The organism is Streptomyces sp. NBC_00005, from assembly GCF_045160215.1.
GTDB lineage: Bacteria > Actinomycetota > Actinomycetes > Streptomycetales > Streptomycetaceae > Streptomyces.
In genome coordinates, this window is record NZ_CP108316.1 from 906,653 (window position 1) to 925,071 (window position 18,419).

22 protein-coding genes are annotated in these 18,419 nt (G+C 70.0%); 8 read left to right on the top strand and 14 right to left on the bottom strand.

Going from position 1 to position 18,419, the window contains the following annotated elements:
• The first annotated feature begins 80 nt into the window (after positions 1–80).
• Positions 81–494, top strand: a complete 414-nt coding sequence (locus OG303_RS04575) for a DUF1003 domain-containing protein (protein WP_405864975.1) — start codon at positions 81–83, stop codon at positions 492–494.
• Between the two features lie 93 nt (positions 495–587).
• On the opposite strand, the gene OG303_RS04580 is transcribed toward OG303_RS04575, so the two are convergent.
• Together OG303_RS04580 and OG303_RS04585 are read right to left on the bottom strand one after the other, a co-directional pair.
• Positions 588–875 (bottom strand): hypothetical protein, encoded by a 288-nt coding sequence (locus OG303_RS04580; protein ID WP_405864977.1) that lies wholly within the window; start codon positions 873–875, stop codon positions 588–590.
• Between the two features lie 52 nt (positions 876–927).
• A complete protein-coding gene (locus OG303_RS04585) occupies positions 928–1,734 on the bottom strand; it encodes a SigB/SigF/SigG family RNA polymerase sigma factor (RefSeq protein ID WP_405864979.1) in 807 nt (268 codons plus the stop codon).
• A 347-nt stretch (positions 1,735–2,081) separates the two neighbouring features.
• On the opposite strand from OG303_RS04585, the gene OG303_RS04590 reads away from it, so the two are divergent.
• Positions 2,082–3,461, top strand: a complete 1,380-nt coding sequence (locus tag OG303_RS04590; RefSeq protein ID WP_405864981.1) for a diacylglycerol/lipid kinase family protein — start codon at positions 2,082–2,084, stop codon at positions 3,459–3,461.
• Between the two features lie 199 nt (positions 3,462–3,660).
• On the opposite strand, the gene OG303_RS04595 is transcribed toward OG303_RS04590, so the two are convergent.
• The 4 genes from OG303_RS04595 to OG303_RS04610 all read right to left on the bottom strand — a co-directional run bounded on the left by OG303_RS04595 (position 3,661) and on the right by OG303_RS04610 (position 5,177).
• On the bottom strand, positions 3,661–4,020 hold the full coding sequence (locus OG303_RS04595) for an ANTAR domain-containing protein (RefSeq protein WP_405864983.1): 360 nt from the start codon (positions 4,018–4,020) through the stop codon (positions 3,661–3,663).
• A gap of 40 nt (positions 4,021–4,060) precedes the next feature.
• Positions 4,061–4,417 (bottom strand): PRC-barrel domain-containing protein, encoded by a 357-nt coding sequence (locus tag OG303_RS04600; protein WP_405864985.1) that lies wholly within the window; start codon positions 4,415–4,417, stop codon positions 4,061–4,063.
• Positions 4,414–4,815 (bottom strand): ANTAR domain-containing protein, encoded by a 402-nt coding sequence (locus OG303_RS04605; RefSeq protein ID WP_405864987.1) that lies wholly within the window; start codon positions 4,813–4,815, stop codon positions 4,414–4,416. Before OG303_RS04605 ends, OG303_RS04600 begins: the two co-directional genes overlap by 4 nt.
• An 83-nt stretch (positions 4,816–4,898) precedes the next feature.
• A complete protein-coding gene (locus OG303_RS04610; protein ID WP_405864989.1) occupies positions 4,899–5,177 on the bottom strand; it encodes a hypothetical protein in 279 nt (92 codons plus the stop codon).
• 357 nt (positions 5,178–5,534) lie between these two features.
• On the opposite strand from OG303_RS04610, the gene OG303_RS04615 reads away from it, so the two are divergent.
• The 5 genes from OG303_RS04615 to OG303_RS04635 all read left to right on the top strand — a co-directional run bounded on the left by OG303_RS04615 (position 5,535) and on the right by OG303_RS04635 (position 7,705).
• Positions 5,535–5,699 carry a hydrophobic protein gene (locus OG303_RS04615; RefSeq protein WP_405864991.1) on the top strand — a complete coding sequence of 55 codons (165 nt, stop codon included), beginning with the start codon at positions 5,535–5,537 and terminating at the stop codon, positions 5,697–5,699.
• 89 nt (positions 5,700–5,788) lie between these two features.
• Positions 5,789–5,962: a CsbD family protein gene (locus OG303_RS04620; RefSeq protein WP_405864993.1), complete on the top strand. Its 174-nt coding sequence runs from the start codon at positions 5,789–5,791 to the stop codon at positions 5,960–5,962.
• 130 nt (positions 5,963–6,092) lie between these two features.
• Entirely contained in the window at positions 6,093–6,716 is a 624-nt protein-coding gene (locus OG303_RS04625; protein ID WP_405864994.1) for a hypothetical protein, read from the top strand.
• The gene (locus OG303_RS04630; RefSeq protein ID WP_405864996.1) at positions 6,716–6,997 is read left to right on the top strand and encodes a hypothetical protein; all 282 of its coding nucleotides are present in this window, start codon (positions 6,716–6,718) and stop codon (positions 6,995–6,997) included. The genes OG303_RS04625 and OG303_RS04630 overlap by 1 nt, the downstream gene beginning before the upstream one ends.
• 252 nt (positions 6,998–7,249) lie before the next feature.
• The gene (locus OG303_RS04635; protein WP_405864997.1) at positions 7,250–7,705 is read left to right on the top strand and encodes a hypothetical protein; all 456 of its coding nucleotides are present in this window, start codon (positions 7,250–7,252) and stop codon (positions 7,703–7,705) included.
• A gap of 44 nt (positions 7,706–7,749) precedes the next feature.
• Here the strand turns inward: OG303_RS04635 and OG303_RS04640 are convergent, their stop codons facing one another.
• The 8 genes from OG303_RS04640 to OG303_RS04675 form a co-directional block, all read right to left on the bottom strand.
• Positions 7,750–8,067, bottom strand: coding sequence for a hypothetical protein (locus OG303_RS04640; protein WP_405864999.1), 318 nt, complete (start codon positions 8,065–8,067; stop codon positions 7,750–7,752).
• A 47-nt stretch (positions 8,068–8,114) separates the two neighbouring features.
• Positions 8,115–9,110, bottom strand: coding sequence for an MASE1 domain-containing protein (locus tag OG303_RS04645; RefSeq protein ID WP_405865001.1), 996 nt, complete (start codon positions 9,108–9,110; stop codon positions 8,115–8,117).
• Positions 9,111–9,160: 50 nt separating this feature from the next.
• Positions 9,161–9,991, bottom strand: a complete 831-nt coding sequence (locus OG303_RS04650) for a PP2C family protein-serine/threonine phosphatase (protein ID WP_405865003.1) — start codon at positions 9,989–9,991, stop codon at positions 9,161–9,163.
• 161 nt (positions 9,992–10,152) lie between these two features.
• Positions 10,153–11,793, bottom strand: coding sequence for a phosphoglucomutase (alpha-D-glucose-1,6-bisphosphate-dependent) (pgm, locus tag OG303_RS04655; RefSeq protein ID WP_405865005.1), 1,641 nt, complete (start codon positions 11,791–11,793; stop codon positions 10,153–10,155).
• A 279-nt stretch (positions 11,794–12,072) separates the two neighbouring features.
• Positions 12,073–13,263, bottom strand: coding sequence for a serine hydrolase domain-containing protein (locus tag OG303_RS04660; protein WP_405865007.1), 1,191 nt, complete (start codon positions 13,261–13,263; stop codon positions 12,073–12,075).
• A 91-nt stretch (positions 13,264–13,354) separates the two neighbouring features.
• A complete protein-coding gene (locus OG303_RS04665; RefSeq protein ID WP_405865009.1) occupies positions 13,355–14,995 on the bottom strand; it encodes a protein kinase domain-containing protein in 1,641 nt (546 codons plus the stop codon).
• Between the two features lie 53 nt (positions 14,996–15,048).
• Positions 15,049–16,638, bottom strand: a complete 1,590-nt coding sequence (locus OG303_RS04670) for a cation acetate symporter (RefSeq protein ID WP_405865011.1) — start codon at positions 16,636–16,638, stop codon at positions 15,049–15,051.
• Positions 16,632–17,015 (bottom strand): DUF485 domain-containing protein, encoded by a 384-nt coding sequence (locus OG303_RS04675; RefSeq protein ID WP_405865013.1) that lies wholly within the window; start codon positions 17,013–17,015, stop codon positions 16,632–16,634. The genes OG303_RS04670 and OG303_RS04675 overlap by 7 nt, the downstream gene beginning before the upstream one ends.
• A 524-nt stretch (positions 17,016–17,539) precedes the next feature.
• On the opposite strand from OG303_RS04675, the gene OG303_RS04680 reads away from it, so the two are divergent.
• The gene (locus OG303_RS04680) at positions 17,540–18,418 is read left to right on the top strand and encodes an FAD binding domain-containing protein (RefSeq protein WP_405865015.1); all 879 of its coding nucleotides are present in this window, start codon (positions 17,540–17,542) and stop codon (positions 18,416–18,418) included.
• Position 18,419 lies beyond the last annotated feature (1 nt).

Here is an 18,419-nt window from a genome sequence, read left to right on the forward strand (position 1 = left end):
AGGTTGACGCAACCCGAGGAAGCCGCTGTTACCGTCGGCCGAGTTCCGGGGGCACTCCGATCTGCGAGAGGCACGCTGCGATGAGCGAGCAGGACAACCAGGCCATGCACCATCCGGCAGTGGTGGCGCACCATCGGAGCCGTGCCGGGGACGTCCAACTGCGTATCGCCGATGCCATCACCAAGTTCGCCGGGTCGATGCCGTTCGTCTATATCCACGCGGTCGCCTTCGCGTTGTGGATGCTGTTCTTCGAGGCCGGCCCCTGGCCCACACTGACGCTGGTGGTGTCACTGGAGGCGATCTTCCTGTCGGCGTTCGTCATGATCGGCCAGAATCGTCAGGCTGCCTTCCAGCAGATCAAGGCCGATCACGATTTCGTCGAGCAGGAGTTGGAGCTCAAGACCAACACCGAGCTGACCCGTGCGATCCATGCCATGACCACGGAACTCCACAGCCGACTGCTCGAGGACGGCCCGGAACAGCCGCGGCCGTAGATCACGGCTGAGCTCCAGCAGCCGTACCTGTTCGTCGGAGGCGAACGTCTGGCCCGGGAGCGGTCAGTCCCCCGGCGGGAAGCGGAAGGGAGGCTAGGTCCGGTTGACCCGGCCGGCCACCGCGTGACCGATCAGCAGGTAGACGACAGCCGGCAGACCGTAGTTGACCACGGTGCGCCAGTTGTCCGAGTGAATGGTGAACAGGTTGTGCGACCAGCCCGAGAGCCAGTTGGCCGCGTCGTGAACCCAGTCGACCGTACTGTTGGCGGTGTTGGCGTCGAACAGGTAGAGGGCGATCCAAAGGATCAGGATCAGTGCCGCGATGTCCGCGATGATGGAGATGACCGTCCCCGCGGGGCTTCCGCCGTAGCGTCTGGACATGTCCGACGACTAGCCCTGCCGGCAGCGTTGAAACCTCGCCGACCCGGCTGGGTCACCGTTTCACACCGTCGGCCATGACCTCGTCGTGCAGGCGGGCACAGATACGGGTGATCAGGCGCGAGACGTGCATCTGCGAGAGACCGAGCTGCAGGGCGATGCGGCTCTGCGTCATCTCGCAGAAGAACCGCATGTAGAGGATCTGCCGTTCGCGTTCGGGCAGCTCCCGCAGCAGCGGGCGGAGCGCCTCACGGTTGACGACCCGGTCGAAGCCGGGCTCCGTGCCACCGAGCGTGTCGGCTACGGGGTGGCTGTGCTCGGAGCGGCTGGGAACGGTGTCCAGGGGCAGCGCGGTGAAGCTCTCCAACGCCGCCTGTCCGAGCCGTACTTCCGCCTCGGTGAGGCCGGTGTGCGCGGCGATCTCGTGGACGGAGGGTTCGTGGCCGTAGAGCGAAGTGCACTCCTGGCCGGCGAAGCGGACCCGGCCGCGCAACTCCTGTACGCGTCGCGGCACGTGCACGCCCCAGAGGTGGTCCCGGAATTGCCGTTTCACCTCGCCGAGGATCGTCGGGATGGCAAAGCTCGGGAAGGCGGTGCCGAGACTGGGGTCGAAGCGGAACACCGCCTTGACCAGGCCGAGTTGGGCGACCTGTTTGAGGTCTTCGAAGGACTCACCGCGGTGCCGGAAGCGCCGCGCGAGCCGTACGGCCATCGGCATCCAGGCGCACACCACCTCCTGCCGCAGCACGGTCCTCTCCGGGCCGTCCGGCAGGGCGGCGATACGGCGGAACACGGCGTCGGTGTCCGGGGTGTCGTCGTGGGGACGTGCGCTTCGTGGCCTCTGCGTGCGTGCGTACGGCATGGGCGCGTGTCTCCCTCATCGGTGGCGTCGCTCACCGTGGGAGCCGGCAGACCGCAGCGCACTGGGGAGCAGCGACAGCTGCTCCCACGGGCGTGCCTCCGGTCCGAAGCACCTCGGACGGGTTCCCGGGCAGACCGCCTTCAAACAGGCTCTGCGCCACGCAACTGCGGCTGCCCACAGGACACATGGGTAGCGAACGTGGCGCGCCGGAGGCCTGGCACACTCTCCAGCGGTTGACCCCACACCGCGGGCCCGGGATGGCCAACGGGCAGCGCAGCAGGCGCCCTTGACCGATTCGTGTGGGCAGGCGGCCGCGTGGTCGCTATCGCTACGGGTACGCAGTCGGCATGAGACACCTCCGCGCACCCGATGCACGGCTCTTCTCGCGCGTCGCCTCTGCCCACCCCATGCTGCCGTGGCTGGCCGGCGCGGCCGCGATGGGTCTGTCCGGCAACCGTGGCGCACGCCGAGCCGCCCTGCGCGCCACCGGCTCACTGGCCCTGGCCTCCGCCGTCGTCGGCATAGCCGCCAAGTCGGCCTCCCGCCATCGATTTCCGCCTCGGCCCGCCACTCGGGCGTTGCCGTCCGGGCATGCGGCCGCCGTCGCGGCTTTCGCATCGGCCGTCGCGTTGGAGTCGCCGCTGCTGGGCGCCGCGCTCGTCCCGCTTGCCGCCGCAGCCGCCGTCTTTCGCGCCCGCGCCGGCAGGCATTCACCCGGTGATGTCCTCGCCGGCGCCGTCCTCGGGGTCGGTGTCGCGGCGGCGACGTGCCGTTGGTGGCCGCTGCACGTGGACGAGCCCGCGGATGCCGCCCGGCCGAACGTCCCTGTTCCGGCGCTTCCCGCCGGGCAGGGGCTGATCGCGGTCGTCAACAGCGACGCGGGTGGCGACACCCCGGCCGAGGCCGAACTGCGGATTCTCCTGCCGATGGCGGACATACGGCTCTGTGGAAGTAGCGTCGACCTGCACCTGGTGCTCGAGCGAGCCGTCAAGGACGTGCTCGCCCTGGGTGGCGCACTCGGCGTCGTCGGCGGCGACGGGACGGTCAACGCGGCAGCGGTCCGGGCCATCGAGAGCGGACTACCACTGGCCGTGTTCCCCGCCGGCACTCTCAACCACTTCGCCGCCGACCTCGGCTTTGCCACCCTGCAGTCCACCGCCGACGCCGTGGAGGCGGGTTGCGGCGGAGCCGTCGACCTCGGCCGGGTCACTTCCGCGGGCGGTGTCAGCACGTACTTCCTCAACACCTTCAGTATCGGCGTCTACCCCGAACTCTTCCGGGCCCGGGAAGCCCGCGAGGGGCGCCTGGGCAAGTGGCCCGCCCTGTGCATCGGCCTGCTCCGCGTCCTCGCCGACGGCACCCCCAGCCAGATCACCGTCGACGGGCGGCACCGACGGCTGTGGCTGCTCTTCGCCGGCAACAGCCGCTACGACCCGCCCGGCTTCGCGCCCTCCTACCGCCGCAGCCTCAACGACGGACTCCTCGACATCCGCACCGTCGACGGCAGCCACCCCTTCGCCCGCACCCGGCTCGTCTCCGCCTTCCTCACCGGAACCCTCGCCCGCTCCCGCGTCTACCACGCCACCACAGTCACCCGGCTGCGGATCGACGGGATGGGCGAGGACGAGGACTACACCCGCGACGGCGAAGTAGGCCCCGCCACCGACACGCTCCACCTCGACAAAGCGACACGCACGCTCACCGTCTACCTGCCGCCACCGCAGTGACGCCGCCGACGCGGTGGCGCGGTGGCGCACTTCGGGCGTCCTGCCTGCTCAACGGTTTTGGTGCCAGGGAAGGGGCAGGCCGGTGTTTGAGGTCCACCAGGCGGGCTACACAACGGAGGCGTCCGACGGCCGTCCTGGACGAAGGCACCGGAGGGTTGAGCTCACAGCTCCCGGTGCCGCCCGACGCAGGCGCACCGCGTCACCCCCGGTCCGCCGCATGAAGGAGGCGCAGAGCCCGGCGCAGTTCGTGCTGTATCGGTTCCGGGAGCGGCTCGTCCTCCGTGGTGGCGACCAGGGCCGCGGCCACGTCCCGGAGCTTGATGTTGCAGTGCTGCGACACGTCCACCAGCAGGTCCCAGGCCCGATCGCCGGGACACGGCGCCAGGGCCATCACCATGCCGCGCGCCTGGTCGATCACCGCGCGGCTGGTCAGCGCGCGGCCCAACTGCTCGTTCGTCGCGCGTAGTTCGACGACCTCGGCCAGTAGAGCCGTTTCTTCCGCCGAAGCCACGGCCGTCAACAGCCGCTGTTCTTCTCGGGGCAGGGTCACCTGGTGCATGGTGGGTACCTCACAGGGCGGTCATCCTGTCCATAGGTGGTCAGCGGCGCGCCAGTTGCCGTTCGCCGGCCGCACCGGGCTTGTAGGCGAGTCCGTAGTGCTTGAAGATCGCCTCTTCCTGTTCGGCGGGCAGGACGTCGTCGGTGCCGATCGAAGGGGCCTGCTTCACCAGCGTTTTGCCATAGCTGATCTTGAGATAGTCCGGCCCGGCGATCGCGTCCTCGAGGGGGACGAAGACCAGTCGGTGCCGGGTGGGCAGTCCGATCCGTACCGTGGCCATGGCCGGCTCGTCGGTGGTGGTGTCCACATAAACCGCCTCCAGGACACCGATCTTGTGCGACTCGGTGTCGACGACATCGCGGTCGCGCCATTCCCTGACGTCGGCTGCGTGAATCATGGCCTTCCCTTTCCGGACTGCTCACCCGCCGGTGCTGAGTCGCACCCTCGGTCTTCCGCGTAGAGCCGCCGCAGCGCATGCCGCAGCGCGCGCTGCATCAGCCGCGAGAGCGGCTCACCCTCCCAGGCGGCGACCACGGCCACGGCCACGTCCGGAAGCTTGGTGTTGCACTGCCGCGTGATGTCCACCAGCAGGTTCCTGGCCGCCCCACGGCCGCAGGGGGCCAGGACCATCACCATGCCGCAGGCCTGGTCGATCACCGCACGGCCGGCCAGCGCCCGCCGCAGCTGATCGTTCTCGGCGCGCAGCGCCACTACATCCTGACCGGCCGCATTCCCTGCCGAGACCTCAGCCGCCGGATCCCACCCATTCTCCTGGAGCATGGTCGTGCGATGCATGGCAGCTGCCTTTCCACGATGTCCGCGCGTCCGGTGTGGCTGAAGCCGCCCCGGAATCTCTGGACGTCGGGCAACTTCACAGGTCACCCGCGGCGTTCATGGTCCCGGCGGTCCTCGCGCCGCCAGCGCGCCCGGTGCTGACGGCTGTAGCGGCGGTCCCAGCGGTCCTGACGGTCCCGGTGCTCCTGGTGGTCGCGGTAGTTCCCGAGATCCGAACCGTCGCCATGGATCCAGCCTCCCCCGCGGTCGCGGCCGTGCCGGGTGGCGCCGAAGACCAACACGGCCGCGGCCACCCACCAGATGGGGTGAAGGAAACCGAGGCCGAACAAGACCACGATGAGGATGAGAAGCAGAACGAACACGGCGGGCCTCCCCGGAGCGGAGCAAGGCATCACTGCCGGGGGCCGGGGCCTGTTCGAACAGCCTAGCCCGCCCCAGAGGTTGCGGACAGCGACCCACGTCAGCGACTTCCGCCGCAACCGGATGGCCAACCGAGCCGGTCGAAGCACCTCCCGAGGCTCCGCTGACCCCAGCGTCCCCTGCCCCGCTCCAGAACTCCTCAGTGTCGACACTGCGTTGACAGGGGAGGTCGCCGGGCGTTGACTGACAGCACGGCGTAGGGCCATGCCACTCCGGATCACTCGGGCGACGCATTCCACCTTCCCGCTTCGCCCGGACCCCGCGGAACCAGGAAACTCCCGCGATCCGGAGGCCCGGCAATGATCCGATGGATTCTTCTCCTTCTGCTGATCCTGGTGGTGTTCGGGTTCGGCTTCACCATGCAGGCCCTTTGGTGGGTCGCCCTCGTCCTGCTGGTCGTCTGGATCGCGGGCTTCGCCATGCGCGGGCGCGGCCGTGGCAGGAGCCGGTACAGCCGCAGGTAGTCCGAGGCTCGATCCCGCCCGCGGGAACAGCGGCCTGCACGGCGATCACACGCGGGAACCCACTTCAGCAGACAACCAGGAGGCCGACCATGAGCGTCGGACGGACCATCAGGCACAAGACACAGGCATTCAAGGGCCTGGTCACCGAACGCATCGGCCGTACCACCCGCAACAGGCGACTGCAGCGGCACGGCAGGACCGACCAGGTCTCCGGAGACCTGAAGCAGTCCGGAGACAAGGCCAAGGACGCCTTCAGGCCCTGACCACAAACGCCCCGGGCGGTGCCCACTTCGCGTGGACACCGTCCGGCAGGCCCCAACTCTCCATCAGCCGACAGGAAATGACGGCAATGAAGCAGACCAACCTGCGCACCGAGAGCCAAAGAAGGCGGCCATGTTCACCGTCGTGATCATCGCTGTGATCGTCATCGGTCTGGCCACCCTCCTCTACCTCGGACGTGGACAGGTGCGCGGCGGTGGCGGGCGTGGGCTGAAGCGGCGCTTCGGCCCCGAGTACGCCTGCGCCGTCGCCCGCCACAACGGCGACACCAAGGCCGCCGAACAGGAACTCGGCAAGCGCGTGGAACGGCACGGCTCCCTCACGGAGCAGCCGCTGTCACCCGAGGCCCGCGAGCACTACGTGACGCAATGGGCCACTGTCCAGGAGCAGTTCGTCGAATCACCTCAGCAGGCCGTCATCGAGGCGGACGCGCTGCTGGCGCGCCTGGCAGGGGATCGCGGCTTCCCCGACGGCGAGCAGTTCGAGGAGCAGATCGCCGCTCTCTCCGTCCACTACGCCCCCTACGTCCAGGGCTACCGCAGCATGCATAGAGCTGCCCGCGACCAGAGCGGCACCGAAGAGATGCGGGAGGCGATGGTCGAAGCCCGGGGCCTCTTCGAGGCACTGGTCAGCGAACAGCCGGCCGACTCGGACCGGCCCCACCCGTCGTCCACCGATGATCGCGGCCACGCACCGCGGGCACTGCCCCGACGCCACGCGAAGGGAAGTAGCAGGTGATGTCGCTCAACGCCGAACCCACTCACGCACCGCGTGAGCCCGGCACCGGCGCCGACAGCCCTGATCGCAAGCTGGGCCAGGACCTGGTCCCGCAGGTCGAACGGGACAAGTTCACCCTGCGCCTCCGACAGGCCCTGACCGCCTTCGTCGACAGCCCGCGCCAGGCGGTGGAGGAGGCCGACGCGGTCTTCGACGAGGTCGCCACCCAGTTCACCAACACCCTCGCAGAACGGCGCCGTGCCCTGCGCGCACGCTGGCAGGACCAGGACACCGACGCGTAGACCGAGGAACTACGGCTCGCGCTGAGGCAGTACCGGGAGATCACCGAACGGCTGCTGCAGATGTCGGCGCCTGCCAGTCGGTGACACTGTCCTCCCCGCAGAAAGCACAGCCGCCGCAGGAAACCGGTGCGTACCTCAAACCGGTCGGACTGTGGCGGCTGTGCGCTGGGATCAGGCGCGTTAGTCCGTCCGAGTGGTGCATTCCGTCACCCGGTCGTAGCGTCGTTGCAGAGACAGCACCGGGGAGCGGACATGCGCAGACCTGCACTGAGTACGGCGATCACGCTCTGTTTGGCCGCATCGCTCGCAGCGGCCGCCGGAGCGCCCTCCGCCGCGCGGCCGGCCGCGCACGCTGCGCGGCAGCAGGCCCGTGTCCCAGTGATCGTGGACTGCTTCTGGCACCCCAAGGTACGCCCCACCGCCTTCATGCTCGCCTGCGGCGACGGCAACAGCCGCCTGTCCTCGCTTCGGTGGTCCCAGTGGGGCACGAACTCGGCGCGGGCCGAGGGCATCAACGTGGTCAACGACTGCAAGCCCTACTGCGCGGCGGGCAGGTTCCACTCGTATCGAGTCGTCGTTCGCCTCGACCACGCCAAGCCCTGGAAGAAGCGGCCGCAGCTGCAGCACTACAGCCGGATGACCCTTACCTACCCTGACGGCCGGCCGGACAAGTTCCCGCGGACGGTGGCCTATCCCCTGTGGGACTGAACGCGTCTTTCGGCGGCGTGCGGGAGGGAGTTGCCGCGCCGAGGTCAGGACTCGGAGTCGATGCCGGTGATCACGGCGGGCCCCAGTGGCGCCATGGCAGCGCCCAGGCCCGCGTCTCGCAGAGCGGATTCCGCGAGCCGCCGGGCCTCCTGTTCGGCCCCCGAGCCGCTGTCCGCCTCGATGGTGAGGCGGATGGTGAAGGTGTTGTCCTCGTTCACGGTGAGGACGTCGAGGTCCTCCGCGCTGCCCATCTGGGTGCGGTGCGGGTCGGCCGGGCGCAGGGCGCGGGTCAGCTCGGCTCGCGTATCGGCCCCGGTCCCGGAGATGAAGGTGCCGGGCACGGTGATCAGGTAGGTCGTCATGGTGATCCTTCCGTCGGTACGAACGTCGTGTACCCCGCTTCCTGATGTCATCGCCGGTCGTCCGCATCCACGGGCGGCCGGCCCTGTGGGGATTCCCCCGCGGTGAGGTGTTCCAGGACCTCGACCAGTTCCTGGCAGGCCTGTTCCACCGAGCGCCTGGTGTTGAGCTGCTCGGTGATCACCGCGGACAGGAGCAGGGCGGTGAGAGCCGTCGCACCGTTGAAGGCCTGCAGCTTGATCATCACTTCGATCCGGGTCAGTCCTGCGAACGGTCCGGTCTGGTCCGTCGCCGCGATGGTGGCCATGACCGAGGCGAAGAGCGCGCACAGCACGCTGCCCGCGAGCTGAAAGCGCAGGGCGGCCCAGATCAGCAGCGGGTAGATGAGGAACAGCACGCTGACGTCGCTGTGGGTGACGATGGGGACGAGGACGCAGGAGGCGACGGTCAGCCCGACGGCCTCCTTCCATCGGAGCGCGTACGGAATCCGGCGCGCCCCGTACAGCACCAGCAGGACCGGGGTGACGATCAGGACGCCCATCGCGTCGCCGGCCCACCAGGCCGACCACACGAGCCAGAAGCTCTCACCGGCGAGCTTGCCGGTGAGGACGAGGACGCCGGCGCCGACGGTCGCACTGACCAGCGTGGCGGTCAGGGCTCCCAGGAACACCAGGGCGACGCCGTCGCGCAGCCTGGCGAGGTCGGTGCGGAAACCCACCTTGCGCAGCATGTAGTAGGCGCAGACGGGGGCGGCGGTGTTACCCACGAGTGTGCCGATCACGGCGGGCTGGAGCGAGCTGATGGACATGACGACGAGGAGTGCGCCGAGTGCGATGCCGGGCCAGGTGCGCAGGCCGAACAGCACCAGGCAGGCGACGGCGACGCCCGTGGGCGGCCAGATGGGGGTGACCACGGCGTCCTCGACGACGAGCTGCCGCAGCAGCCCCAGCTTCCCGGCGGCGTAGTAGCAGGCGGCGACGGCCAGCGTCTGGAGGGCGAAGACGGCCGGTCGCCGCAGATCCTGGATACCCACCACAGCTGCCATGAGACACCGAGGCCGTCCGGTCGGCGAGGCGAAGGGCGTGGGGCGGGGCCCTACGGCTGAATGTCGGGCCGGTCGTGGCCGACGACCAGGACGGCCGCGTCGTCCTCGTGGCCGACGCGCTCGGCCACCTTCATCACGGCGGCGGCGAGCGCGTCGGACTCCATGCCGGCGACCGCGGCGATGCCCGCGAGCCGTACCACCTGTTCGAGGCCCTCGTCGACGCTCAGCGACGGCCCTTCCACCACACCGTCCGTGAGGAGCACGAACACGCCGCCCGTGGTGAGCCGGTACCGGGTCACCGGGTACTGCATGCCCTCCTCGATGCCGAGGGGCGGTCCGCCCTCGTCCTCGGCGATTCCGGACTTTCCGTCCGCCGTGGCCCAGATGTGCGGGATGTGTCCGGCCCGTGCGCTCTCCAGGACCCCGGTGGCCGGGTCGAGGCGCATGAAGGTGCAGGTGGCGAAGAGGTCGGTGCCGAGGGACAGGAGCAGGTCGTTGGTCCGGGTGAGGAGCTCGCCGGGATCGCTCGTGACGGAGGCGAGTGCGCGCAGGCCGACCCGGACCTGGCCCATGAAGGCGGCCGCCTCGATGTTGTGGCCCTGGACGTCGCCGATGGACAGGCCGATGCGGCCGTCGGGCATCGTGAACGCGTCGTACCAGTCGCCGCCCACGTTCAGCCCGTGGCAGGCCGGTGCGTAGCGGACGGCGAGGTGGAAGCGGCGCGCGGTGGGCAGGTCCCGGGGCAGCATGCCGCGCTGCAGCGCGAGGGCCAGCTCGACGCGGGAGCGCTGCAGCTCCGCGAGTTCGCGGGCCTGGGCGGTCAGCGACCCGAGTCTGGCGAGCAGTTCGTCGCCGTACTCTGTCGGACGCTCGAGGGACATTGATCACTCCGGCGGGGCCGTGGGCCATGGCCCCTTCGGGGCAAAATCCCAGATTATGTGTTTAAGGGGATGATAGCGACATGCGGCCGGCGCGGGCCGTTCCGAGGCTCCGCCGGTTCGCCTCGTCACGGCCCGTCGCCATCGTGCCGGCACCCGTCGTGTCAGCCGCCGAGGGCCGCCATCACCACGTCCTTGGCCTCCTCCTGCACCTGGCGCAGGTGGTCGGGACCGCGGAAGGACTCGGCGTAGATCTTGTACACGTCCTCGGTGCCCGAGGGGCGGGCCGCGAACCAGGCGTTCTCGGTGCTCACCTTGATGCCGCCGATGGCCGCGCCGTTGCCCGGGGCCTCGGTGAGCACCCCGGTGACGGCCTCGCCGGCCAGGGTGTCCGCGGTGACCTGTGCGGGTGAGAGCTTGGCGAGCAGCGCCTTCTCCTCGCGGGTCGCCGGGGCGTCGATGCGGGCGTAGGCGGGCTCGCCGAAGCGGGCGGTGAGGGCGGCGTAGTGCTCCGACGGCGTCTTCCCGGTGACCGCGATGATCTCGGAGGCCAGCAGCGCCAGGATGATGCCGTCCTTGTCCGTGGTCCACACCGAGCCGTCCCGGCGCAGGAAGGACGCCCCGGCCGACTCCTCCCCGCCGAAGCCGATCGAGCCGCCGACCAGCCCGTCCACGAACCACTTGAACCCCACGGGCACCTCGACCAGCCGGCGACCGAGGTCGGCGGCGACCCGGTCGATCATCCCGGACGAGACCAGGGTCTTGCCGATTCCCGCGTCGGCGGGCCATTCCTTGCGGTGGGCGTACAGGTAGGCGATGGCCGCGGCCAGGTAGTGGTTGGGGTTCATGAGGCCCGCGTCCGGCGTGACGATGCCGTGCCGGTCGGCGTCGGCGTCGTTGCCCGTGGCGACCTGGAAGCGGTCGCGCTGTCCGATGAGCGAGGCCATCGCGTAGGGCGACGAGCAGTCCATACGGATCTTGCCGTCCCAGTCGAGCGTCATGAAGCGCCAGGTGGGGTCGGCGAGGGGGTTGACCACGGTCAGGTCGAGCCGGTGCTGTTCGGCGATACGGCCCCAGTAGGCGACCGAGGCCCCGCCCAGCGGGTCGGCGCCGATACGGACGCCGGCGGCGCGGATCGCGTCCAGGTCCAGCACGTTCGGCAGGTCGGCGACGTAGGCCCCGAGGAAGTCGTGGCGTCCGGTGGTGGGTGCGGCGAGCGCGCGGGCGTAGGGAATGCGCCGTACGTCCTTGAGGCCGGCCGCGATGATGTCGTTGGCCCGGTCCTGGATCCAGGAGGTCGCCTCGGAACCCGCGGGCCCGCCGCTGGGCGGGTTGTACTTGAAGCCTCCGTCGGCGGGCGGGTTGTGCGAGGGGGTGACCACCACGCCGTCGGCGAGGCCGGAGGTGCGGCCCCGGTTGTGGGTGAGGATGGCGTGCGAGACCGCGGGCGTGGGCGTGTAGCCATCCGCGCTGTCGATGAGGACGGTCACCTCGTTGGCCGCGAACACCTCGAGGGCGGTGACCCGCGCCGGCTCGGACAGGGCGTGGGTGTCGGCACCGAGGAAGAGCGGGCCGTCGGTGCCCTGGTCGGCGCGGTACTCGCAGATCGCCTGGCTGGTCGCGGCGATGTGGTCCTCATTGAACGCGGTCGCCAGGGACGACCCCCGGTGTCCCGACGTACCGAACGCCACCCGCTGCCCGACGTCGGCCGGGTCCGGGTGCAGCGCATAGTACGCGGTGACCAACCGGGCGACGTCGACGAGATCCTCGGGACCGGCCGGCTGACCCGCTCGCTCGTGCTGCATGTGCCCGCTCCTCCACATCGGTTGACCAAAACGCTTGCCGCCCCATCTTCCCTCGGCATGGCGCCGGCTAGTGCCGTGGGAGGCAATGTTTGCCCGAGAAGGAGCGGCGTCTGGTGCGTGCTGTCGGCGTGCCGGGCGGAAGCCCTCGTACTGGATGTACTTGGGCTTTTGCCCGGTGCGGCGAGTGGGGGCACCTCCCACGCCCTTAAGGCAGTGGGGGAGCGTGCCAGGCGTCGCGACGGGGCGAACATTGCCTGCCACGGCACTAGCGAAAGCGGGTCAGCGTCCGGGGCGTGAAAGCAGCGCGCACACGAAGTTCTCCTGAACGGCGCGCAGCCGGCCCAACAGGTCCGGGTCGATGGGCTCGTTGATCTGGGTGGTGACGGAGAAGGTCAGGGACCGGCGGCCGTCGGGGGTGGCGGCGATCAGCTGGGTGTAGCCGGGGAAGTTGCCGGTGTGCCCCAGCACGACGCCGCACCGGGTCGCGTAACGGAAGAGGGCGAGGCCTACCGAGTTGTGTCCGGGGCCCGCGGGTTCGGAGGCACCGGCGATCCAGCGCCGTTGCTCGCGCACGACGTTCTTGCCGTAGAGCGCGCCGCCCGCGTAGCCGCGGATGAAGCGGGTCATGTCGGTGGGCGTGGAGATGATCCCTCCCGACGCCCAGGAGCCGGAGACGCCGAGGAGCTCGCTGACGTCCTCCGGTGGCGGCGGAGTCACGTCGTAGCCGTGCAGGTAGGGCTCGGGGATCCGGTAACCCTGGGGAAGGCTGGTGTTGCGCAGGTCCAACGGCCGGTAGACGAGGCTGCGCAGCAGTTGCTCGTACGGGGTGCCGGTCGCCGCCTCCGCCATCAGGGCGATGGCGATGTTGTCGGAGTTGGAGTAGCGGTATTCGCTCCCCGGGCGGAAGTTGAGGGGCTGATCGGCGACGAAGTCGAGCAGGCGGCGGGAGTCGAAGTGGTGGTGCGGGTCGGCCGCGACAATGCTCTGGAACTCGGCGTCGTCGGTGAAGTCGGGCAGACCGCTGGTGTGGTTGAGCAGTTGGCGGAGCGTGACCTGGTGCCAGGCGCGGGGCATGCGTGGCAGCCGTTGGCCCAACGTCTCGTTCAGGCGCAGGGCGTGCCGGTCGACGAGGGTCAGTGCCACCGCTCCGCTGAAGGCCTTCGCCGTGCTGGCGATGCGCATGTGGTCGTCGGGGCTCGGGCGACGGCCCGTGGCGAGGTCCGCGACGCCCGCCTTGACGACGCGGGTGTTCCCGTCCCGCCGCAGCACGGCGATGACTCCGGGCGGTCCGCCCGGGGCGTGCACGAGCTGCTCGATCTGCGCCTGCAGGTCGGTGTCGCGCGGGGCGGGCGTGGCGGCGGCACTCATGGGGGCCTGGCTGAGCGCCGTCACGCAGACGGCGACGGCGCAGCTCGCGCGCAGGCGGGAACGGAGCGGCAAGGAGCGGGCCGGGGCGGAGCGAAGGGGCATCAGGTCTCCCGTGCAGGGCCGATGGGGCAGCCAAGCCTTTCCCTGTGCCCGGGGGCGAGCCTCCTGCGGCTGCTGCATCCGGCCCAACGGCTCAGCCTTCGGCCGGCATCACCTTCGTCACCCTGCCCTGGGGGTCGGCCACCAGGTAGCCCGTCGTGTAGTCGTCGCCGAGGTAGATCGCGATGCCGGCCGGGGTGTTGCTGAGCTTGCTCGGTGCCTGCAGGAGCAGATAGCGGCTTGTCGGCTTGGCGACGTTCAGTTTCTTCTCGGCGTAGGCGAGCAACGAGGGCAGCTTGTCCCACCGGTAGTCCTTCAGGCTCACCGGTTCCCTGCCGATCAGGGTGCCCTTGATGATGCCCTTCTCCACTCCGCTGCCGGGGCGGTACGTGTAGTTGTCGTAGCGGGTGCTGCTTCCCGGGACCATCGCCCACACCGACACGTACTCGGGGTAGACCTTGAGGTCGCCGAAGGTGTCCCTTCCCGTCTTGTCCTCGATGGCCTTGAGCGCGGTCCGGATGCCGTTGGGGGTGAGCATGCCGCCGGCCAGTGTTGTCGTCGCGCTGGGCACCGAGGAGGCTGTCGGGTCGGCGGAGGCGGCGCCGCCCTGCTGCGTCTGCCGGGCGGCTCCCGAGTTCTGCGTCTGCCCGCCTGCCCCCTGGGACGCGGACGAGTTGTCGCCGTCGCCGCCGGACAGGGCCAGCCACACGCCTCCGCCCACCAGCACGGCACCGACCGCGACGGAGGCGAGTACCGCCCTCAGCGGACGCCCTTGTCGCCGGGCGTCGGTACGGGGCACGACGGTGTCGGCGGGCTGCGGTGGCTGGCCCTGTCCGGCGGCGTCGGCGCTGTGCGGAGGTGCCAGGGGGTAGGAGGTGGCCGTGGGTTCGTCGCCGGCTTCCGCCGCGGCGGCCAGCATCCGGTCGACGGTCTCCGCGTCCGGACGCGCCTCGGGGTCACGTACCAGCACACGGGCCAGTACGGAGGTCAGCGACCCGGCCCGCACGGGTGGCGGTACGTCCTCGTGGAGTACGGCGGCCAGCGTCGCGAGGGTCGTGCCGCGCCGCAAGGGGTGGCGGCCCTCGACGGCCACGTACAGCATCATCGCCAGCGACCACAGGTCCGCCGAGGGGCCGCCGTCGCCGCCCGTTACGCGTTCCGGGGCCATGAAGTCGGCGGTGCCGATGATCGATCCGGTGGCGGTCAGCGCGGTGGAATCGCGGATCGCGGCGATTCCGAAGTCCGTGAGCACGGGCCGGCCGTCCGTGTGCAGCAGGACGTTGGCGGGTTTCACGTCGCGGTGCTGCACTCCCACGGCGTGTGCCGCGCGCAGGGCGTCGAGTACTCCGCGGCCGGTGCGGGCGGCTTCGGCGGGCTTCATCGGACCGCGGGCCAGCCGGTCGGCGAGCGAGCCGCCCTCGACCAGTTCCATGACGATCCACGGGTAGGTGCCGTCACCGCCGTCGACGATGTGATGGATCGTCACGACGTTCGGGTGCTGGACCCGGGCCAGGGCGCGGGCCTCGCGCAGTACCCGCGCCCGCAGCATCCGTGCCGAGTCCGGGTCGTACTCGGCGAGGTCCGGGTCGGCGGGCCGGACCTCCTTGACGGCCACACTGCGGTGGAGCAGCAGGTCGCGGGCGCGCCACACCGTGCCCATGCCGCCGCCACCGAGCCGGGACTCCAGCTCGAAGCGGCCGTCGACGACCCGTCTGTCGGTGTCCCCCTCGTTCATGGCGAGGAGCTTAAGGGACGCCGGGTGCTCCACCGCACCCCGGTGGCCTGCCCTCAGTCGGCTCCGACCAGCGCGCGGACCTCGAACTCGTCGTAGGTGTCGGGGACTTCGGGCCGGCTCAGGACCGTGCCGAGCCAGCCGAGGAGGAAGCCGGCCGGGATCGAGATGATGCCGGGATTCTGGAGCGGGAACCAGGCGAAGTCGGCATGCGGGTAAAGCGAGTCCGGGGTGGAGGAGACGACGGGTGAGAACACGACGAGGAGTACGGAGCACAGCAGGCCGCCGCAGAGGCTGAGGAGGGCCCCGGTCGCGGTGAAGCGCCGCCAGAACAGGGTGTAGACGAGGGTGGGCAGGAGGGCGGAGGCGGCGATGGCGAAGGCGAGGAAGGCCAGGGTGGCGGTGTTGGCGCCCCAGGACACGAGGGCGAGGAGCATGCCGAGGACGCCGATGACGGCCGCGGCGAGCCGGGCGACGAGGAGTTCCTCGGTCTGCTTGGCCTTGCCCTTGCGGATGACCTCGCCGTAGAGGTCGTGGGCGAGGGAGGAGGCTGCGGCGAGCGTGACGCCGGCGGCCACGGCGAGGAGGGTGACGAAGGCCAGACAGGACAGGAGGGCCGTGAGGAGGCCGCCGCCGAGCGCGTGCGCGAGCAGCAGTACGGCCGCGTCTCCCTTGTGGTCCGTGCGGGCGATCGTCTCCCGGCCGACGACGGCGGTGGCGCCCAGGCCGAGGATGCCCGCCGCCAGGCAGACCAGGCCGACCAGGCCCATCGCCCAGACGACCGAGGTGCGCAGGACGCTGCTGGAGCGCGGGGCGAGCAGCCGCATCATGATGTGCGGCAGTGCGGCCAGGCCGAGCACGATCGCCAGTTGCAGGCTGAAGAAGTCCAGTTTGCTGGTGGTGCTGCCTCCGTAGCGAAGGCCGGGCTCCAAAAAGCGCGTTCCCATACCGCTGTTGTCGGCGGCCGCGGTGAGCAGGGCTTCGATGTTCCAGTGGAAGTGGTGGAGCACCATCACGGCGGTCACGGTGACGCCCGAGATGAGCATCACGGCCTTGACGATCTGGATGAACGTGGCTCCGGGCATGCCGCCGAGTGCGGCGTACACGATGACGATGGTGCCGATGACGACCACGCACAAGGTGCGGGTGGCCGCGCTGGGTTCGCCGGTGAACTGGGTCAACAGGGCGACGCTGCCGACCAGTTGGGCCACCAGGTAGAGGGTGGTGACGGCCAGGGTGCACAGGGACAGGGCGAGTCGTACGGGCCGCTGCCGGGTCGGCATGCGCAGCGCGATGGTGTCGCCGAGGGTGAACTTGCCCGCGTTGCGCAGGGGTTCGGCGATCAGCAGCAGGACCATCATCCAGGCGACCGCGGTGCCGCCGAGGTAGAGGAGTCCGTCGTACCCGGTGAGGGCGACCAGGCCGGTGCTGCCCAGGAGGGTGGCGGCGGAGAGGTAGTCGCCGCACATCGCCAGCCCGTTGCGCAGGGGCGTCATGGTGCGGTTGCCGAGGTAGAACTCGCTGATCTCGTCGCGGTGCGGTGCGGTCAGCAGCACGCTGAACAGGGTGACGACGACCACGGCGAGGAAGAGCAGGAACGTCAGCTGGAGGCTGGACGCGTTCACGACGGCGGCGGTCGTCACCATCGGCGGTACCCCTCGGCGTGACGGGAGGGGGTCCGCCGGGCGGGGCGTCCTGGCCGGTCGGGCTGCTGTCGGTGGGACTGGGTGCGAAATCCGCGGGAGACCGGGTCGGCGTACGTGCGCATGTGCAGGAGATGGCGTCGCGCGATCAGGGCCATCACCACGAATTGTCCCAGTCCGAGGGCCAGGCCGAGCGTGAAGTGACCGCTCAGTGAAGTGTTCATGAGACCGGGGGTGAAACTCGACAGCAGCACGTACAGCAGGAAGCCACCGACGGCGATCGCCGTCATCCGCACTCCGGATCGCCGGTGCGCATGACGCAGCACCTGAAATTCAGAGCTGTCGGATATCTCCTCTTGTCTTGCCTGCTCGACATCCATGCCGGCACACCTTCTCACTTCTTGGTGCCGCACACATGAACCGTCCGGGCAGCCTTCCATGCAGCACAGATACCGAGAAGGAATGCGGGATTCGATCACCGTGCGGACTTTGTGGGGGGTTCGTGAATCCGGAGTGATCGTTTTCCGGATTCCTTCGGACCCGCCATGGGGTGGGGCGGGATCGGAAGCCGGAGTATTGCAGCGCGGCCATTGAACTATCAACCGCACGAATGGGTGATTTTTCGGCGTTGACTCGTTCCCGCACCCACCCCTGCGCACTTGGATGCCGCACAGCACGTGAAAAGCGTGGTGCGCGAGAATAGTCCATACCTTTTTCGCGGAAAGGCTGTCTCAAAAGCAGCGCACGGGGCGGGAGTCGGCTCGAAGCCGCCCTGCATCCGCGGCGGCGACCTAAGTGAACGGTTAACCAACCGTTGACACCCCTGGGTGCCGAGGGCCCAATGGGCCGGACACGGCGCCCGAGGCGCCCGGCGACGCACCGGGCGGGACAGGGGGAAGACGGCATGCAGGTTCCCGCTCCGTTCGAGTACCAGCGGGTGCACAGCGTCGACGAGGCGATCGCGCTCCTGGACCGGCTGGGCGACACGGCGCGGCTGGTGGCCGGCGGTCACAGCCTGATCCCGATGATGAAGCTCAGGCTGGCCAACTTCGAGTACCTCATCGACATCAACGAGCTGCACGACGAGCTGGGTTACATCCGCGTGGAACCCGGCCTGATCCGTATCGGGGCCATGACCCGGCACCGGGAGCTGCTGGAGTCCGACGAACTCGCCGCCGCCTTCCCCGTCTTCCGCGACGCGGAGCGCGTCATCGCCGACCCCGTGGTGCGCAACCGGGGCACCCTCGGGGGCTCGCTGTGCCAGGCCGACCCGTCCGAGGACCTGTCCGCCGTCTGTACGACGCTGAACGCCTCCTGCGTCATCCAGGGACCGGGCGGCCAACGGGTCGTGCCGATGGAGGACTTCCACCAGGGCCCGTACGAAACCGCGGTGGGCGACGCGGAGATGCTGACCGAGGTCCGCTTCCCCGTCCGCCCCGGCGGGTCGAGCGCCTACGAGAAGGTCGAGCGGCGGGCCGGTGACTGGGCCGTCGTCTCGGCAGGTGCCGCTGTCTGGCTCGACGGCGGCCTGGTGTCCGACGCCCGGGTCGGGCTCGCCGCTGTCGGCCCCAACACCGCTGGCATCCCGGGCATCGCCGACGTGATGCGCGGACAACCGCCCGGCGAGGAACTCTACGCACGCGCCGGGGAGATCGCGGCCGGGTCCTGCTCGCCGGTGACCGACCGACGCGGCAGCGCCGAGTACAAGCGCCATCTGGCGCGCGAGTTGACCGTACGGGTGCTGCGCCGGGCGGTCGCCCGGGCCGGCGGACAGGAGGCGTGAG

What these genes read in the sequence shown, in the direction of transcription:
- OG303_RS04575 (WP_405864975.1), top strand. Translation starts at nt 81, where the DNA reads ATGAGCGAGCAGGACAACCAGGCCATGCACCATCCGGCAGTGGTGGCG.
- OG303_RS04580 (WP_405864977.1), bottom strand. Translation starts at nt 875, where the DNA reads ATGTCCAGACGCTACGGCGGAAGCCCCGCGGGGACGGTCATCTCCATC.
- OG303_RS04585 (WP_405864979.1), bottom strand. Translation starts at nt 1,734, where the DNA reads ATGCCGTACGCACGCACGCAGAGGCCACGAAGCGCACGTCCCCACGAC.
- OG303_RS04590 (WP_405864981.1), top strand. Translation starts at nt 2,082, where the DNA reads ATGAGACACCTCCGCGCACCCGATGCACGGCTCTTCTCGCGCGTCGCC.
- OG303_RS04595 (WP_405864983.1), bottom strand. Translation starts at nt 4,020, where the DNA reads ATGCACCAGGTGACCCTGCCCCGAGAAGAACAGCGGCTGTTGACGGCC.
- OG303_RS04600 (WP_405864985.1), bottom strand. Translation starts at nt 4,417, where the DNA reads ATGATTCACGCAGCCGACGTCAGGGAATGGCGCGACCGCGATGTCGTC.
- OG303_RS04605 (WP_405864987.1), bottom strand. Translation starts at nt 4,815, where the DNA reads ATGCATCGCACGACCATGCTCCAGGAGAATGGGTGGGATCCGGCGGCT.
- OG303_RS04615 (WP_405864991.1), top strand. Translation starts at nt 5,535, where the DNA reads ATGATCCGATGGATTCTTCTCCTTCTGCTGATCCTGGTGGTGTTCGGG.
- OG303_RS04620 (WP_405864993.1), top strand. Translation starts at nt 5,789, where the DNA reads ATGAGCGTCGGACGGACCATCAGGCACAAGACACAGGCATTCAAGGGC.
- OG303_RS04625 (WP_405864994.1), top strand. Translation starts at nt 6,093, where the DNA reads ATGTTCACCGTCGTGATCATCGCTGTGATCGTCATCGGTCTGGCCACC.
- OG303_RS04630 (WP_405864996.1), top strand. Translation starts at nt 6,716, where the DNA reads ATGTCGCTCAACGCCGAACCCACTCACGCACCGCGTGAGCCCGGCACC.
- OG303_RS04635 (WP_405864997.1), top strand. Translation starts at nt 7,250, where the DNA reads ATGCGCAGACCTGCACTGAGTACGGCGATCACGCTCTGTTTGGCCGCA.
- OG303_RS04640 (WP_405864999.1), bottom strand. Translation starts at nt 8,067, where the DNA reads ATGACGACCTACCTGATCACCGTGCCCGGCACCTTCATCTCCGGGACC.
- OG303_RS04645 (WP_405865001.1), bottom strand. Translation starts at nt 9,110, where the DNA reads ATGGCAGCTGTGGTGGGTATCCAGGATCTGCGGCGACCGGCCGTCTTC.
- OG303_RS04650 (WP_405865003.1), bottom strand. Translation starts at nt 9,991, where the DNA reads ATGTCCCTCGAGCGTCCGACAGAGTACGGCGACGAACTGCTCGCCAGA.
- pgm (WP_405865005.1), bottom strand. Translation starts at nt 11,793, where the DNA reads ATGCAGCACGAGCGAGCGGGTCAGCCGGCCGGTCCCGAGGATCTCGTC.
- OG303_RS04660 (WP_405865007.1), bottom strand. Translation starts at nt 13,263, where the DNA reads ATGCCCCTTCGCTCCGCCCCGGCCCGCTCCTTGCCGCTCCGTTCCCGC.
- OG303_RS04665 (WP_405865009.1), bottom strand. Translation starts at nt 14,995, where the DNA reads ATGAACGAGGGGGACACCGACAGACGGGTCGTCGACGGCCGCTTCGAG.
- OG303_RS04670 (WP_405865011.1), bottom strand. Translation starts at nt 16,638, where the DNA reads ATGGTGACGACCGCCGCCGTCGTGAACGCGTCCAGCCTCCAGCTGACG.
- OG303_RS04675 (WP_405865013.1), bottom strand. Translation starts at nt 17,015, where the DNA reads ATGGATGTCGAGCAGGCAAGACAAGAGGAGATATCCGACAGCTCTGAA.
- OG303_RS04680 (WP_405865015.1), top strand. Translation starts at nt 17,540, where the DNA reads ATGCAGGTTCCCGCTCCGTTCGAGTACCAGCGGGTGCACAGCGTCGAC.